The following is a 14,235-nucleotide window of genomic DNA, read 5'->3' as shown; positions in this document are numbered from 1 at the left end:
GCAGCAAACGGTGCCCGGATGAAGCATTTCACCCCTGACGAATTTCACAATTGCCACCTCGGCATGCTGCTCGGCCGCGCCGCGCTGCTCAAGGACCGGATCATCGACACCCACATGGAACCCGTCGGCATCACCGCCGCGCAGTTCAAGGTGTTGATCATCATGGCCCAGCACGGCATCGACACGCCGGTCGAGCTGTGTCGCTACCTGTCCCTGGACAGCGGCTCGATGACGCGCATGCTCGATCGCCTGGAGCAGAAAGGTTTCCTGGTCCGCCAGCGCTCGGCAGAGGATCGACGCCAGGTGCAATTGGTGTTGACCGAAGCTGGCCAGGCCCTCGCCGATCGCCTGCCGTTCATTGGTGCCGACGCCATGAATCAGTTGGCCGGTGCCATCAGCCGCGAGGAGCTGCAAACCCTCGAAGACATCCTCAAGAAAATACTGCTCGCCGCCGGTGATCCCATCACCGTGTTGCGATTGGGGGAGAAATGAAACGTCAAACCTTGCGTACTCGCTTGAGCCTGGTGCTGTTGGCCATGAGCCTCGCCGGTTGTGCCAGCTACAGTGGCTTGAAGACCGAAGGCGTCAGCCTCGAGGCCAAGAGTCTCCAGGCTGGACAATCGTTGAATGGGGTCACGCTGTCACCGGCCGCGTGGCCGAAAAACGACTGGTGGAAAAGCCTCGGCGACCCGCAACTCGACGGCCTGATCCGTGAAGCCTTGCGCGACAGCCCGGACATGCAAGTCGCCAGCGCCCGGGTCCACCAGGCCAGTGCCGCGGCCTATGCCGCCAACGCGGCACGCCTGCCGACCCTGGATGCCAGCGGCAGCGTCAGCCGTTCGCGCCTGGCCCGTGACCAGGACCCGCAAGGGCAGGGCGGGGCCTACAGCACCCTGCGTTCGCTGAGCGTGGACTTCAACTACAACTTCGACCTCTGGGGTGGCCAGCGTGCCGCCTGGGAAGCCGCCCTGGGCCAGGCCCGCGCCGCCGAGATCGATCGCCAGGCCGCGCAGCTGACCCTGGCTGCCGACGTGGCCCGGGCCTACAGCGACCTGGGCCAGGCCCACATCATTCATGACCTGGCCGCCGAGGACCTCAAGCGCACCCGGCAAATGCTCGATCTGGGCAAGCGCCGTCTCAGCGCCGGGATCGACAGCGAATATCAGTTCCAGCAGACCGAAAGCCTGGAAGCCAGCGCCGATGCGACCCTGATCGACGCCGAGAAACGCCTGCAGAGCGCCAAGATCGCCCTGGCCGTGCTGCTGGGCAAGGGGCCGGACCGCGGCAACGAAATCGCCCGGCCGAACGTGCTGCAAGCCAGCGCGGTCGCCTTGCCGTCGAACCTGCCGGCCGAGCTGCTGGGCCGCCGTCCCGACCTGGTCGCGGCGCGCTGGCGGGTGGAGGCGGCGAGCAAGAACATCGAGGCTGGCAAGACCCAGTTCTATCCCAACCTCAACCTGAGCGCGGCGGCGGGAGTGCAGTCGTTGCTGGGCGATGCGATGTTCGGTTCGCCCAGCCGTTTCTTCAACGTGGCGCCCACCGTGTCGCTGCCGATCTTCGACGGCGGCCGTTTGCGGGCGGACCTGGATGCCCGGGACGCCGATTACGACCTGGCGGTGGCGCAGTACAACAAGAGCCTGGTCACGGCCCTTGGCGATGTCAGCGACACCATCAACCAGTTGCGTGACATCGCTCGCCAGATCGGTGCCCAGCAACATGCCACCGACATCGCGCAGAACTCCTACGACACCGTGGTCCAGCGCTACGGCTCGGGCATCGGCAATTACCTGGACGTGCTGAGCATCGAGCAGCAATTGCTTCAGGCCCAGCGCCAACTGGCGAACCTGAATGCCGAGCAGATCGATTTGTCGATCCAACTGATGCAGGCCCTGGGCGGTGGTTTCGAAGCCCAGACCCTGGCGGCGGCCACGCCGACCCCTGCCACGCCGACCCACTGATTCGAGGTACTTGTCATGGCGACTGCCGAAACGACTCAATCCGCACAAACCCAAGACAGCGGCAACCCACGCAAGCGCAAGGTCATGCTGTTGGCACTCACGCTGATCGTCATCCTCGCGGGCCTGGGGGTGTGGGGCTGGCATGAACTGTATGGTCGCTGGAGCGAAAGCACCGACGACGCCTATGTGAATGGCAACGTGGTGGAAATCACTCCGCAAGTCACCGGGACCGTGGTGAGCATCGGTGCCGATGACGGCGACCTGGTGCGTGAAGGCCAGGTGCTGGTGCAATTCGATCCGAACGATGCCGAAGTCGGGCTGCAAAGTGCCCAGGCCAACCTGGCCCGGACCGTGCGCCAGGTCCGTGGCTTGTACAGCAACGTCGACGGCATGCGGGCGCAGGTCAATGCCCAAGAGGCCGAAGTGCAGAAGGCCCAGGAAAACTACAGCCGACGCAAGAACCTGGCGGCCGGCGGGGCGATTTCCCAGGAAGAACTGTCCCACGCCCGGGATGACCTGACCTCGGCGCAGAACGCCCTGGCCAATGCCCGGCAACAGCTCAAGACGACCAGCGCGTTGGTGGACGATACCGTGGTGTCATCCCATCCCGATGTGCAAGCCGCGGCCGCGCAACTGCGCCAGGCCTTCCTGACCAATGCCCGCAGCACCTTGATCGCGCCAGTCACCGGCTATGTCGCCAAGCGCACCGTGCAGTTGGGGCAACGGGTGCAGCCGGGCACGGCGCTGATGGCGGTGATCCCGCTGGATCAACTGTGGATCGATGCCAACTTCAAGGAAACCCAACTGCGTGACATGCGCATCGGCCAGCCAGTGGACATCGAAACCGACTTGTACGGCAGCGATGTGAAGTACAGCGGCACCATCGACAGCCTGGGCGCCGGGACCGGCAGCGCGTTTGCCTTGCTACCGGCGCAAAACGCCACCGGTAACTGGATCAAGATCGTCCAGCGGGTGCCGGTGCGTATTCACATCAATGCCCAGGAGCTGGCCAAGCATCCGCTGCGGGTCGGCCTGTCGACCCAGGTCAGCGTCAACCTGCACGACCAGAGCGGCCCGGTGCTGGCCCAGCAGCCACCGCAGAAAGCTTCGTTCAGCACCCAGGTCTATGACCGACAACTGGCCGATGCCGACGCGATGATCACCCGCCTGATCCACGACAACAGCGCCGCGGCGAGCAAGACCGCGCAGCGCTGAACTAGCTTCGTCGAACGCCTGTGGCGAGGGAGCTTGCTCCCGCTCGGCTGCGAAGCAGTCGTAAAGCCGGCGGGTGCGGTGTGACTGATGCTCCGCATTCGGCGGGTTTTGGGGCCGCTTCGCGGCCCAGCGGGAGCAAGCTCCCTCGCCACAGGGCGTAATTCCATTTCATCGGGGCGCCAGTAATTCGCCACCTGCGCTTCATAGGATTCTCGCAATGAGCAATAACGCGTCCTTCACGCCGCCCAGCCTGTTGCTCAGCACCATCGGGCTGTCGCTGGCAACGTTCATGCAAGTGCTCGACACCACCATCGCCAACGTCGCCTTGCCGACCATTTCCGGCAACCTGGGCGTCAGCTCGGAGCAGGGCACCTGGGTGATCACCTCGTTCGCGGTGAGCAACGCCATCGCCCTGCCGCTCACCGGCTGGCTGAGCCGGCGCTTTGGCGAGGTGAAGCTGTTTCTGTGGGCGACGATGCTGTTCGTGCTCGCTTCGTTCCTGTGTGGCATTTCCACTTCGATGCCGGAGCTGATTGGCTTTCGTGTGCTCCAGGGGCTGGTGGCCGGGCCGTTGTACCCGATGACCCAGACGCTGCTGATTGCCGTGTACCCGCCGGCCAGGCGGGGCATGGCCCTCGCGCTGCTGGCGATGGTCACGGTGGTGGCGCCGATTGCCGGGCCGATCCTCGGTGGCTGGATCACCGACAGCTACAGTTGGCCGTGGATCTTCTTCATCAACGTGCCAATTGGGATCTTTGCGGTGATGGTGGTGCGCCAGCAGCTCAAGGCGCGGCCTGTGGTCACCAGTCATCAACCGATGGACTACGTCGGGTTGATCACGTTGATCATCGGCGTCGGTGCACTCCAGGTGATCCTCGACAAGGGCAACGACCTTGACTGGTTCGAGTCGAACTTCATCATCATCGGAGCCTTGATTTCAGTCATTGCCCTGGCGGTGTTCGTGATCTGGGAAATGACCGATCGTCATCCGGTGGTCAACCTGCGGCTGTTCGCTTATCGCAACTTCCGCATCGGCACCATTGTGCTGGTGGGCGGCTATGCCGGGTTCTTCGGCATCAACCTGATCCTGCCGCAGTGGTTGCAGACACAAATGGGCTACACCGCGACGTGGGCTGGGCTGGCGGTGGCGCCGATCGGCATCCTGCCGGTGCTCATGTCGCCTTTCGTCGGCAAGTACGCCCACAAGTTCGACCTGCGCTTGCTGGCCGGGCTGGCGTTCCTGGCCATCGGCCTGAGCTGCTTCATGCGCGCCGGCTTCACCAACGAAGTGGATTTCCAGCACATTGCGCTGGTGCAGTTGTTCATGGGTATTGGCGTGGCGCTGTTCTTCATGCCGACCTTGAGCATCCTGATGTCGGACCTGCCGCCGCACCAGATTGCCGACGGCGCGGGGCTGGCGACGTTCCTGCGGACCCTGGGCGGCAGCTTTGCCGCGTCGTTGACCACCTGGATCTGGATCCGCCGGGCCGACCAGCATCACGCCTACCTGAGCGAAAGCATCAGCACCTTCGAGCCCACCACCCGCGAAGCCCTCAACCAGCTCGGCGGCGCGAGTGCGCCGGCCTATGCCCAGCTCGACCAGATCCTCAACAGCCAGGCGTACATGCTCTCCACCGTGGATTACTTCACGTTGCTGGGGTGGGCGTTCATGGGGTTGATCGTGCTGGTGTGGCTGGCCAAACCGCCGTTCGCGGCGAAGGCGGGGCCTGCTGCCAGCGGTCATTGATGGCGGGCGCAGTCCAACCTGTGGGAGCGAGCCTGCTCGCGAATGCGGATTATTCGTCAGTAATGTTTTGACTGACACACCGCTTTCGCGAGCAGGCTCGCTCCCACAAGGGGTCTATATGTAGTCAGGAATTGTGTCTGGTGCCGGCAGTTGTGGCGGCGGCGCAAACCCGAACGGCGCCAACGCAAACCCCTGTTCATCCACCTGCAACGCCCAGCCTTGCTTGTCCCAATCCCCCAGCACGATGCGTCGGGCGGCGTGTTCGCCCAGTTGCAACTTGTGGATGGCGGGGCGGTGGGTGTGGCCGTGGACCAGGGTCTTCACGCCGTATTGCTGCATGATCCGTGGGATCTCTTCAGGCGTGACGTCGACGATGTCATTGGCTTTCATGCGTGTCTGCGCGCGGCTTTCGCTGCGCAGCTTGCGCGCCAGTTTCTGGCGGCTGCCCAGCGGCAGGTGACGCAGGATGAACAGCGTGACCGGGTTGCGCAGCCAGCGCCGCAGCTTCATGTAGCCTTCGTCGCGGGTGCAGAGGCTATCACCGTGCATCAGCAGCACCGGCTCACCATTGAACTGCACGACGCTCGGGTCCTTGAGCAGGGTGCAGCCGGCCGCTTTGCAGAAGGCCTGCCCCAGCATGAAATCGCGATTGCCGTGCATCAGGAAAATGGCCGTGCCGCTGTCGCTCAATTCGCGCAGGGCCTGGCAGATGGAACGCTGGAACGGCGTCATGGCATCGTCGCCGATCCAGGCTTCGAAAAAGTCGCCCAGAATGTACAACGCTTGCGCCGAACGGGCGCGTGTGGCCAGTAAATCCAGAAACGCCCGGGTGATGTCCGGGCGCTCCTCTTCCAGATGCAAGTCTGAAATCAGCAGTATCACTCAATGATCTCGGCTTTCTCGATGATCACGTCTTCTGCCGGGACGTCCTGGTGGCCAGCCTTGGAAGTGGTGGCGACGCCTTTGATCTTGTCGACCACGTCGGTGCCGGCGGTGACTTTACCAAATACCGCGTAGCCCCAGCCCTGGACGTTCTTGCCACTGTGGTTCAGGAACGCGTTGTCGGCGACGTTGATGAAGAATTGCGCGGAGGCCGAATGCGGTTCCATGGTGCGGGCCATGGCGACGGTGTACTTGTCGTTGGAGAGACCGTTGTCGGCTTCGTTCTGGATGCTTGGGCGCTTGTCTTTCTTTTCCTTCATGCCCGGCTCGAAACCACCGCCTTGAATCATGAAGTTACCGATCACGCGGTGGAAAACGGTGTTCTCGTAATGGCCTGCCTTGACGTATTCAACGAAGTTGGCAACGGTAATCGGAGCCTTCTCGGCGTTCAGTTCCAGGACGATGTCGCCATGGTTGGTGGTCAGTTTGACTTGGGTCATGATTACTACTCTTTCAAGAAATTCGTGGGTTTCGGGGCGCGAACGCCCGCAACCGGTCCGGCTGCAATCGCCAGGTTGGGCAGTTTAGCGCGCCAGTCACGAATTTCGAGGCTGTTTTTCATCTGGCCGTCGATTAAATTCAATCGTTTGCCGGCCTGGCCTGTCAGGTGCTTGACAGCATCGGCTATGATACGGGCTTTGATTTATCAGGCCGCACCCGGCCGCGCACTTGTCTGTTCAAGGATCCTATGAGCAAGCCCACTGTCGACCCTACCTCGAATTCCAAGACCGGCCCGGCCGTGCCGGTCAATTTCCTGCGCCCGATCATCCAGGCGGACCTGGACTCGGGTAAGCACACACAGATCGTCACGCGTTTTCCTCCGGAGCCCAACGGCTACCTGCACATCGGCCACGCCAAGTCGATCTGCGTGAATTTCGGCCTGGCCCAGGAGTTCGGCGGCGTCACGCACCTGCGTTTCGACGACACCAACCCGGCCAAGGAAGACCAGGAATACATCGACGCAATCGAAAGCGACGTCAAGTGGCTGGGTTTCGAATGGTCCGGTGAGGTGCGCTACGCCTCGCAATATTTCGACCAGTTGCACGACTGGGCAGTGGAGCTGATCAAGTCCGGCAACGCCTACGTGTGCGACCTGACCCCCGAGCAAGCCAAGGAATACCGTGGCAGCCTGACCGAGCCGGGCAAGAACAGCCCGTTCCGTGAACGCAGCGTGGAAGAGAACCTGGACCTGTTCGCTCGCATGCGCGCCGGTGAGTTCCCGGACGGTGCCCGGGTGTTGCGCGCCAAGATCGACATGGCCTCGCCGAACATGAACCTGCGCGACCCGATCATGTACCGCATCCGTCACGCCCATCACCACCAGACCGGCGACAAATGGTGCATCTACCCCAACTATGACTTCACCCATGGCCAGTCGGATGCCATCGAAGGCATTACTCACTCGATCTGCACCCTGGAATTCGAAAGCCACCGTCCGTTGTACGAGTGGTTCCTCGAGCACCTGCCGGTGCCGGCCACCCCGCGCCAGTACGAATTCAGTCGCCTGAACCTGAACTACACCATCACCAGCAAGCGCAAGCTCAAGCAACTGGTGGACGAGAAGCACGTCAATGGCTGGGACGACCCGCGCATGTCGACGCTGTCGGGCTTCCGTCGTCGCGGCTACACACCCAAATCGATCCGCAATTTCTGCGAGATGGTCGGCACCAACCGTTCCGACGGCGTGGTGGACTTCGGCATGCTGGAATTCAGCATCCGTGACGACCTGGACCACAGCGCCCCCCGCGCCATGTGCGTGCTGCGTCCGCTGAAAGTCGTCATTACCAACTACCCGGAAGGCCAGGTCGAGAACCTCGAGCTGCCGCGCCACCCGAAAGAAGACATGGGCGTGCGCGTCCTGCCATTCGCCCGGGAAATCTACATCGACCGTGACGATTTCATGGAAGAGCCGCCAAAAGGCTACAAGCGCCTGGAGCCTGCCGGTGAAGTGCGCCTGCGTGGCAGCTACGTGATCCGCGCCGACGAAGCCATCAAGGACGCCGACGGCAACATCGTCGAACTGCGTTGCTCCTACGATCCCGACACCCTGGGCAAGAACCCGGAAGGTCGCAAGGTCAAGGGCGTGATCCACTGGGTGCCGGCCACCGCCAGCGTCGAGTGCGAAGTGCGCCTGTACGATCGCCTGTTCCGTTCGCCGAACCCGGAGAAGGCCGAAGACAGCGCCAGCTTCCTGGACAACATCAACCCTGACTCCCTGCAAGTACTTACGGGTTGTCGTGCCGAGCCTTCGCTGGGCAACGCACAGCCGGAAGACCGTTTCCAGTTCGAGCGCGAAGGCTACTTCTGCGCGGATATCAAGGACTCGAAACCCGGTGCTCCGGTATTCAACCGTACCGTGACCTTGCGCGATTCCTGGGGTCAGTGATCAAGTCTTAAGGGAAACCCTGTGCTTACGATCTACAACACGCTCACCAAGAGCAAAGAAGTCTTCAAGCCGCTGGATGGCAACAAGGTCCGCATGTATGTCTGCGGCATGACCGTGTACGACTACTGCCACATCGGCCATGGTCGCAGCATGGTCGCCTTCGACCTGGTGACCCGCTGGTTGCGTTTCAGTGGCTACGACCTGACTTACGTGCGCAACATCACCGACATCGAAGACAAGATCATCAACCGTGCCCGTGAAAACGGCGAGCCGTACGATGCGCTGACCGAGCGCATGATCAAGGCCATGCACGAGGACGAGGCGCGCCTCAATATCCTCAAGCCGGACCTGGAGCCCCGTGCCACGGACCACATCCCGGGCATGCTGGCGATGATCCAGACCTTGATCGACAAAGGTTATGCCTACGCCCCGGGCAATGGCGACGTGTACTACCGTGTCGCCAAGTTCATGGGCTACGGCAAGCTGTCGCGCAAGAAGATCGAAGACCTGCGCATCGGCGCACGCATCGAAGTCGACGAGTCGAAGGAAGACCCGCTGGACTTCGTGCTGTGGAAGGCTGCCAAGCCGGGCGAGCCGAGCTGGGAGTCGCCATGGGGCGCCGGGCGTCCGGGCTGGCACATCGAGTGCTCGGTGATGTCCACCTGCTGCCTGGGCGAGACCTTCGACATTCATGGTGGCGGCAGCGACCTGGAATTCCCGCATCACGAAAACGAAATCGCCCAGAGCGAAGCGGCCACCGGCAAGACCTACGCCAACGCGTGGATGCATTGCGGCATGATTCGCATCAATGGCGAGAAGATGTCCAAGTCCTTGAACAACTTCTTCACCATCCGCGACGTGCTCGACAAGTACCACCCGGAAGTCGTGCGTTACCTGCTGGTGTCCAGCCACTATCGCAGCGCCATCAACTACTCGGAAGACAACCTCAAGGACGCCAAGGGTGCCCTGGAGCGTTTCTACCATGCGTTGAAGGGCCTGCCTGCCGTGGCGCCCGCTGGTGGCGAAGGGTTCGTGGCGCGTTTTACCGAAGTGATGAACGACGACTTCGGCACGCCGGAAGCCTGCGCGGTGCTGTTCGAGATGGTGCGCGAAATCAACCGTCTGCGTGAGAGCGATCTCAATGCCGCGGCCGGTCTCGCGGCCCGCCTGAAAGAACTGGCCAGCGTGCTGGGTGTGTTGCAGCTCGAAGCCGATGACTTCCTGCAGGCCGGCGCCGAAGGCCGGGTGGACGCCGCCGAGGTCGAAGCCTTGATCCAGGCGCGCCTGACCGCCCGGACCAACAAGGACTGGGCCGAATCCGACCGCATCCGCGACCAGCTCACCGCCATGGGCGTGGTACTGGAAGACGGGAAGGGCGGGACGACCTGGCGATTGGCGGACTAAGATCCTTAAAGCCTGTAATACCCCTGTGGGAGCGAGCCTGCTCGCGAATGCGGTGTGTCAGGCAGCACTTTTGTCACTGATACCCCCCGCAGTTTTTTGCATGCCAACCCTGGCAATCATTGCTTTATGAGCTAGTACTGTCAGGTCGATTCGACGTTCTCTCTGTCAGGAGTCTTCCATGTTGGCTCATTGGTCGCTTGCGGCAATCCATTTGCTGGCGTTCGCCCTCGGGTTCTGGGCGGTGCTGACGCGCGGCACGGCGCTACGACGCCTGGCGGGCGGCGTGGATGCGGTGCGGGGTGTCTTGGTCGCCGACAACGTGTGGGGCTTGTCGGCGCTGGTGCTGTTGGTGACCGGTGGGATGCGAGCGTTCGGCGGGTTCGAAAAAGGCACGGACTATTACCTGCACCAACCGCTGTTTCATCTGAAGATGACGTTGCTGCTGCTGATCCTGCTGCTGGAGATCGTGCCGATGATCGCCCTGATCAAATGGCGGATGGCGCTGGGCAAAGGGACGGCGATCGATCCTTCGAAAGCAGGCCGACTTGCGCGGATCAGCCACATCGAAGCCTTGTTGCTGATCTTGATGGTGGTCGCCGCCACAGGCATGGCGCGCGGCGTGGGCCTGGGCTGACCGGCCGCGAACGCCTGCTTCGTCATCATTAAAACGAAACGTCTGACAGCCATGCTAGAGGTCATGCCATTAGTATCGGTTCACGGGCGGGACGAAAGAAGGCGAGGAGGGCAGGGTACGGCGCGGTCGACCAGAATCTTTAGCCAGCCATTGCGACGATGCAAACGGGCTGGCTGCGGACTGCTTGCAAGGCTCAGGGAGTTTGCGGCTTGTCGGGCGCGGTGAGGCCGGCCTGAATACGCTGATAAATCTCTTCGCGATGCACCGCAACGTTCTTCGGGGCGTTGATGCCGATCCGGACCTGTTGGCCGCTAACGCCCAGAATGGTGATCGTGATGTCGTCACCAATGTTTATGCTTTCACCGACTTTGCGGGTGAGTATCAGCATGGTGTTCTCCTTGATTGCTTTATAGGGCACCTGATTCAGACAGTGCAGATGTCGGTACTGCTTATAGATTAGTGCTAAGTGTCACAATGTGGGTGCCTCTTTCTGACGTGCAGATGCTGCATTAATTCCCAGGGTGCGACTATACAGAGACGCCGGGCAGGATTCTCGTGTTTTGAGCATTGTTTGCGGCGATCTTGATGGGCACGGGTGCTAAAATCCGTGCCTCATGTCTTCCAGGGGAAACGTTGTGCGCAAATTGGCTTGGGTAATTGCGGTATTGGCACTGGCAGGATGCGGGGAAGGGCGTGACGTCGAAGCACCGAAACCGAAACCCGCCGTGACCTCCGCACCGGCCGCCGCTGCCGCACCGCAGTGGGCCGTCGAGGTTCGCGGGCAGACACCGCAGGCTGTCAGCGACCTGACCGGTTGGCTCATCGAGCACAGCTTCATGTCGACCGTGGTGCGGGAAAACGGCAAGGAGCGCGTCCTGGTCGGCCCTTTGAGCTCCGAGGCTGAAGCCAAAGCCAAGCAGGAACAGGTCACGGCCGCGTTGGTCCGGGCGAAGAAACGCAACATCGAGGCGTTGGTGGTGGATTACCCGACGGCTCAATAACCGGGCAGCCCAAAAACTCAGTTACGCCACAAAACCTGTGGGAGCGAGCTTGCTCGCGATAGCGATGGATCAGCCAATATAGATGTTGACTGACATGCCCCTATCGCGAGCAAGCTCGCTCTCACAGTGGGTTTGTGGTGTTTACAAAGGGCAGGTCAACCGCAGGCCTTCATGTCCACCGGCCCCACGAACTCGTTCCCACGCCCCATGACGCACGCCACGCTCTGGTTGCGCTGGCGTTCCCAACTTTCGACCGGGTAGGTCTTGTCCCAGGCTTCATACAGGCGCCGGTCCTGTTTCGACAGGCGCAGGCCATATTGCTTGCTCATGTAGAAGTAGGTCCGGGCGATCATCCCTCGGATGGAAGGGCGGGGCATGACCTTCTTGGCCTTGAAATCCACTTGGGTCAGGCATGAGCCGTATTGGCCCTTTTGCTCCGGCAGCCAGCCGAAACTGAAATTGCTGCGGTCGCCATTCACTTCCCCGATGCTCGGCACCAGGTTGTGCAGGTCGGCCTCGGCCCGTTGATAGACCGGATCATAGCGGGTGCAGTTCTTGCGACCGCCTGCTTGCCAGCATTGACGCTGATGGCCGATCTGCCACGCCGGAACGATATGCTCCCACTCGATACGAGCGGCGCGGCTGGCATTCTTGCGCGGTACATAACCGCAGGCGGCCAGGTTCACGCGGTTGCCGGTGTATTTGCAGCCACAATAGAACTCCGTGGATTGCGGGGCGTAGAGTTTCCAGGCGATTTTCTTGGCTTCGTTGAAGGTGCGCGGGGCACCGGCCTGCGCCCCCGTGGCGATAAACACAAGCAGTAAAGCTAAGCAGCGAACACTCATCACGCTCAATCTTCCTTCGGCACAACCCAGAAAACCTGCACGCCACCGTCGTCGCGATAGGCGAGGGTCACGTTGTCGTTCTCGTCGATTTCTTCCAGGAGGCGCTCCCACTCATCCACAGGCTCGTCGGGAAGGCGGAAGATCAGTGCGGCCTTGGCTTTTTGTGCGGTGGGGGCATTGATGATTTTCGAGACCCGCAGGCCGAGTCGCGTATAGGAATCTAAGGGGGTGGTTGCAGCGGAGGGAGTGGCCACAGGATTATCCTTATTAAGCTGTACGTGCATACAGTATTTAACCGTAGGCATTTACGCAACTACTTAAAATTCAAGAAGATCGTCTGACAGCACTTTTTTCGTTTTGGTGTAGGAGAAAGGATTTTTTTCTCCGTTAAATAAACAGGTGTCACTCGTTCAGGGTGGCGAAGCGATCGGCTGATCTCAGCGAGCGCTAAAGAAAGTGCTTCGGCGGACGATGTCCTTCGTAGGAATCCCCCTTCATGGAGTTTTGACATGGCCTTTTCCATCGGCTTTCCCAGTGCGGCAGCCGTGACCATCGGCGGCAAATCCGCAGCCACCCTGAAGGCGCTGAGCGAGGCAGAAGCCCAGGCCGCCGATGAGGCCTTGGGTACGACGCAAACCTCGGGCAAGGTCCGCACGGGCCTGGGTGCCAGCGCCGAAGCAACCGACCAGGCGCAGGAGGGTGGCAGCACCCAGAGCGTGGCCGTCCAGGTGCTGCTCAAGCGGATGCAAGAGCTGCAGCAACAGCTCCGTGAGCAGCAACAGCAACTGGCCGCCGCCGAGGCGCGCAACTATTCGACGGAGGAAGCCAAGACCTCGGCAATCATGGCGGTTCAGGGCCAGATCGCCGATACCAGTGGCGCGTTGCTGGAAGTCACCGGCCGCCTGGTCACGGAGCTGGCCAAGGGCGCCGGTTCGGGTACGGTGGTCAACACGACGGCCTGAGCTTCTCCGTTCAACTGCAACGTTGCGGATCAAATCGCAACGTTGACAAATTCCCGAAGCCTTACCATAGTTCACTTCACGCAAACGTTTGCGCGGCGTTCCGTGCACTGATTTGCTCACAATAATCATAAGATCGGAGTGAACCCATGAAGTTGCCATTCGCTGGACGCCTTCTCGCTGTTGCCATGCTCGCGGCTGCCTCCGCTGCGCTGCCTCTCTCCTCGGCATTCGCCCAGACCGCAGAAAAACCCAAGGTCGCCCTGGTCATGAAATCCCTGGCCAACGAATTCTTCCTGACCATGGAAGACGGCGCCAAGGCTTATCAGAAGGAACACTCCGCCGATTTCGACCTGATCTCCAACGGGATCAAGGATGAAACCGACACCGCCAACCAGATTCGCATCGTCGAGCAGATGATCGTGTCCAAGGTCGATGCCCTGATCATCGCGCCCGCGGATTCCAAGGCGATGGTGCCGGTGATCAAGAAAGCCGTGGATGCCGGTATCACGGTCATCAACATCGATAACCAGCTCGATCCGGCCGTGGTCAAGAGCAAGAACATCACCGTACCGTTCGTAGGCCCTGACAACCGCAAGGGCGCGCGTCTGGTGGGCGAATACCTGGCCAAGCAACTCAAGGCCGGTGACGAAGTCGGCATCATCGAAGGCGTGTCCACCACCACCAACGCCCAGGCCCGCACCGCGGGCTTCAAGGATGCGATGGAAGCGGCGCAGGTCAAGGTCGTGTCCCTGCAATCCGGCGATTGGGAAATCAACAAGGGCAACCAGGTGGCCGCGTCGATGCTCAGCGAATACCCGAACATCAAGGCACTGCTGGCCGGTAACGACAGCATGGCGGTCGGTGCCGTATCGGCCGTGCGCGCGGCGGGCAAGGCCGGCAAGGTGCAGGTGGTCGGCTACGACAACATCAACGCCATCAAGCCGATGCTCAAGGACGGTCGTGTCCTGGCGACTGCCGACCAGTTCGCTGCCAAGCAGGCGGTGTTCGGCATCGAAACAGCGCTGAAGATGCTCAAGGGCGAAAAAGTCGACAGCGGCACCAACGGCGTTATCGAAACTCCGGTCGAGCTGGTGACCAAGCCGTAATCCTGGCGACACAACGGTGCTCGCCCATCCGGGCG

At 61.4% G+C, this 14,235-nt stretch carries 15 protein-coding genes; 10 read left to right on the top strand and 5 right to left on the bottom strand.

The window, feature by feature from the left end; all coding sequences use genetic code 11:
- Positions 1-18: 18 nt before the first annotated feature.
- From ACIPQ1_RS13290 to ACIPQ1_RS13275, 4 genes are all read left to right on the top strand, one after another.
- Positions 19-492, top strand: a complete 474-nt coding sequence (locus ACIPQ1_RS13290; protein ID WP_186706617.1) for a MarR family winged helix-turn-helix transcriptional regulator — start codon at positions 19-21, stop codon at positions 490-492.
- Positions 489-1,958, top strand: coding sequence for an efflux transporter outer membrane subunit (locus tag ACIPQ1_RS13285; RefSeq protein WP_434571060.1), 1,470 nt, complete (start codon positions 489-491; stop codon positions 1,956-1,958). The genes ACIPQ1_RS13290 and ACIPQ1_RS13285 overlap by 4 nt, the downstream gene beginning before the upstream one ends.
- Before the next feature lie 15 nt (positions 1,959-1,973).
- Positions 1,974-3,173 carry an efflux RND transporter periplasmic adaptor subunit gene (locus tag ACIPQ1_RS13280; RefSeq protein WP_186730384.1) on the top strand — a complete coding sequence of 400 codons (1,200 nt, stop codon included), beginning with the start codon at positions 1,974-1,976 and terminating at the stop codon, positions 3,171-3,173.
- 217 nt (positions 3,174-3,390) lie between these two features.
- Positions 3,391-4,920 carry a DHA2 family efflux MFS transporter permease subunit gene (locus ACIPQ1_RS13275; protein WP_446534260.1) on the top strand — a complete coding sequence of 510 codons (1,530 nt, stop codon included), beginning with the start codon at positions 3,391-3,393 and terminating at the stop codon, positions 4,918-4,920.
- Positions 4,921-5,034: 114 nt separating this feature from the next.
- Here the strand turns inward: ACIPQ1_RS13275 and ACIPQ1_RS13270 are convergent, their stop codons facing one another.
- Both ACIPQ1_RS13270 and ACIPQ1_RS13265 read right to left on the bottom strand, forming a co-directional pair.
- Positions 5,035-5,802 (bottom strand): UDP-2,3-diacylglucosamine diphosphatase, encoded by a 768-nt coding sequence (locus ACIPQ1_RS13270; protein ID WP_446534259.1) that lies wholly within the window; start codon positions 5,800-5,802, stop codon positions 5,035-5,037.
- Positions 5,799-6,302 (bottom strand): peptidylprolyl isomerase, encoded by a 504-nt coding sequence (locus ACIPQ1_RS13265; RefSeq protein WP_411385057.1) that lies wholly within the window; start codon positions 6,300-6,302, stop codon positions 5,799-5,801. The genes ACIPQ1_RS13270 and ACIPQ1_RS13265 overlap by 4 nt, the downstream gene beginning before the upstream one ends.
- 248 nt (positions 6,303-6,550) lie before the next feature.
- Between ACIPQ1_RS13265 and ACIPQ1_RS13260 the strand changes: the two genes are divergently transcribed.
- From ACIPQ1_RS13260 to ACIPQ1_RS13250, 3 genes are all read left to right on the top strand, one after another.
- Positions 6,551-8,248, top strand: a complete 1,698-nt coding sequence (locus ACIPQ1_RS13260) for a glutamine--tRNA ligase/YqeY domain fusion protein (protein ID WP_446534258.1) — start codon at positions 6,551-6,553, stop codon at positions 8,246-8,248.
- A 21-nt stretch (positions 8,249-8,269) separates the two neighbouring features.
- Complete coding sequence (gene cysS, locus ACIPQ1_RS13255; protein ID WP_446534257.1) at positions 8,270-9,652, top strand: cysteine--tRNA ligase; 1,383 nt, start codon at positions 8,270-8,272, stop codon at positions 9,650-9,652.
- Positions 9,653-9,830: 178 nt separating this feature from the next.
- The gene (locus ACIPQ1_RS13250; protein WP_186706624.1) at positions 9,831-10,286 is read left to right on the top strand and encodes a DUF2214 family protein; all 456 of its coding nucleotides are present in this window, start codon (positions 9,831-9,833) and stop codon (positions 10,284-10,286) included.
- A gap of 193 nt (positions 10,287-10,479) precedes the next feature.
- Here the strand turns inward: ACIPQ1_RS13250 and csrA are convergent, their stop codons facing one another.
- The gene (gene csrA / locus ACIPQ1_RS13245; RefSeq protein WP_003179932.1) at positions 10,480-10,674 is read right to left on the bottom strand and encodes a carbon storage regulator CsrA; all 195 of its coding nucleotides are present in this window, start codon (positions 10,672-10,674) and stop codon (positions 10,480-10,482) included.
- Between the two features lie 247 nt (positions 10,675-10,921).
- Here csrA and ACIPQ1_RS13240 point away from each other — a divergent pair, with 247 nt between their 5' ends.
- A complete protein-coding gene (locus tag ACIPQ1_RS13240) occupies positions 10,922-11,287 on the top strand; it encodes an SPOR domain-containing protein (protein WP_411385054.1) in 366 nt (121 codons plus the stop codon).
- Between the two features lie 155 nt (positions 11,288-11,442).
- Here ACIPQ1_RS13240 and ACIPQ1_RS13235 read toward each other — a convergent pair whose 3' ends face one another.
- Together ACIPQ1_RS13235 and ACIPQ1_RS13230 are read right to left on the bottom strand one after the other, a co-directional pair.
- Positions 11,443-12,132: an endonuclease gene (locus ACIPQ1_RS13235; protein ID WP_186706626.1), complete on the bottom strand. Its 690-nt coding sequence runs from the start codon at positions 12,130-12,132 to the stop codon at positions 11,443-11,445.
- Between the two features lie 5 nt (positions 12,133-12,137).
- Entirely contained in the window at positions 12,138-12,437 is a 300-nt protein-coding gene (locus tag ACIPQ1_RS13230; protein WP_411385053.1) for a DUF1654 domain-containing protein, read from the bottom strand.
- A 204-nt stretch (positions 12,438-12,641) separates the two neighbouring features.
- Here ACIPQ1_RS13230 and ACIPQ1_RS13225 point away from each other — a divergent pair, with 204 nt between their 5' ends.
- Together ACIPQ1_RS13225 and ACIPQ1_RS13220 are read left to right on the top strand one after the other, a co-directional pair.
- A complete protein-coding gene (locus ACIPQ1_RS13225; RefSeq protein ID WP_446534256.1) occupies positions 12,642-13,094 on the top strand; it encodes a hypothetical protein in 453 nt (150 codons plus the stop codon).
- Positions 13,095-13,240: 146 nt separating this feature from the next.
- A complete protein-coding gene (locus ACIPQ1_RS13220) occupies positions 13,241-14,200 on the top strand; it encodes a sugar ABC transporter substrate-binding protein (RefSeq protein WP_186706629.1) in 960 nt (319 codons plus the stop codon).
- Positions 14,201-14,235 lie beyond the last annotated feature (35 nt).

Source organism: Pseudomonas sp. LARHCG127, assembly GCF_052871455.1.
This window is presented reverse-complemented; position numbering and strand designations above follow the sequence as displayed.